1 protein-coding gene, 2 tRNA genes and 1 rRNA gene are annotated in these 1,616 nt (G+C 28.9%); all 4 read left to right on the top strand.

Annotation, left to right across the window (positions count from 1 at the left end):
• Window positions 1-2 precede the first annotated feature (2 nt).
• Window positions 3-79 (top strand) — tRNA-Ile (locus KQI36_RS17610).
• 5 nt (window positions 80-84) lie between these two features.
• Window positions 85-160 (top strand) — tRNA-Ala (locus KQI36_RS17605).
• Between the two features lie 134 nt (window positions 161-294).
• Window positions 295-1,053: a 5'/3'-nucleotidase SurE gene (surE, locus tag KQI36_RS17600; protein ID WP_216452009.1), complete on the top strand. Its 759-nt coding sequence runs from the start codon at window positions 295-297 to the stop codon at window positions 1,051-1,053.
• A 494-nt stretch (window positions 1,054-1,547) separates the two neighbouring features.
• Window positions 1,548-1,616, top strand: a 16S ribosomal RNA gene (locus KQI36_RS17595); the annotation flags it as partial.

Raw genomic sequence — 1,616 nt, 5'->3', positions numbered from 1 at the left:
AAGGATCTTTAGCTCAGTTGGTTAGAGCAACCGGCTCATAACCGGTAGGTCCGGGGTTCGAGTCCCTGAAGGTCCACCATATTTGGGGGTATAGCTCAGTTGGGAGAGCACCTGCCTTGCACGCAGGGGGTCAAGAGTTCGAATCTCTTTATCTCCACCATAGCAGTTCGAAAGAACTGCTTTTTTTTATTATTTATAATAAGAAATATTAGATTTTAAAAGATTATATAAGTGTTTATTATATAATTAAAGTTAAAATATAAGATAGGTGGGATATATGTGGAAAATAGAGATATGAAAATATTGATAACAAATGATGATGGCGTATTTGCAGATGGAATAATAGAACTTGCTAAAGAACTTGAAAAACACTATTCTGTATGTATTGTTGCACCAAATTGTCAAAAAAGTGCCACAAGTCATTCAATAACTATAGATAAACCATTAATAATAAAAGAAGAAAAATTAGAGGGTATTAAATCAAGAGCATTTAGTATAAGTGGAACTCCTGCAGATTGTACAAGAGTTGGAGTGAATAAGATTATGGATGGAAAAGTTGATATGGTTATATCAGGAATAAATAATGGTTTTAATTTAGGAACAGATATATTATATTCAGGCACAGTTTCAGCGGCTATAGAGGCAGCTATATTAAAAATACCATCTATTGCTTTTTCATGTGATGGGAATAGTGGATCATATAAAGAATGTGCGAAAATAGCTAAAAATTTGATTGAAAAACTAGAAAAATATCCGCTGAAAAATGATTTAGTTTTAAATGTAAACTTTCCATCTCTAAAGAATGTAAATTTAAAAAAGAATTATGAGTTTAAAGTTTCAAAAATGGGGGAGAAAAAATATGACAATTTATATGTTGAGACTTTAAATGAAGATGGAAGTAAAAGCATAAATATAAGTGGAACACCTATAAAGAATAATGAAGTGGACACTGATGTATTAAATATAGAAAATGGGTATGTAACTATAACTCCACTACATTATGATTTAACAAATTTTAAAATTTTATATGAAATAGAAGAAAAACTTATATAAATGTTGGGTTTTATTTTAAAATAAGTAGCTTAAAGTCACATAGAAGCTACTTATTTTTTATTGTAAATTATTATGCTAATCATCATATATAATAAAAGTAAATGTAAACTTATCCAAGTGTATCATTACATGAAAAATTAAAGAAATAAAAGGAAAAAAAAGATATTATAATTTAATTTTAGATAATAAATTGATGAATATTAAATTTACTTAAGGAAAGAATGTTATTATGAATAAGTCGTCAACGACAAGAACTTGAAAAAAGTTCAAAAGAAATTTAAAAAAGTTGTTGACAAATGACAAACAAATTGCTAAAATAAAAAAGCAGTCGTTGATAAACGACAAAAAACAATTTGGTCTTTGAAAATTAAACAGATAAATATAGGTAAAACCAGTTAATTCATTTGAGAATCTATTTTGTAGATGCTCACATCGAAAGATGTAAAAAAATTGACTATTATAGTCAGCAAATTGCTTGAAGCAGTTCAAACTTTTAAATTGAGAGTTTGATCCTGGCTCAGGACGAACGCTGGCGGCGTGCCTAACACATGCAAGTCGAGCGA

Origin of the sequence: Clostridium senegalense (assembly GCF_018916625.1) — a bacterium.
Lineage (GTDB): Bacteria > Bacillota > Clostridia > Clostridiales > Clostridiaceae > Clostridium_J > Clostridium_J senegalense.
The sequence above is the reverse complement of the archived record's forward strand: the minus strand, read 5'-3'. Positions and strand labels throughout refer to the sequence as shown.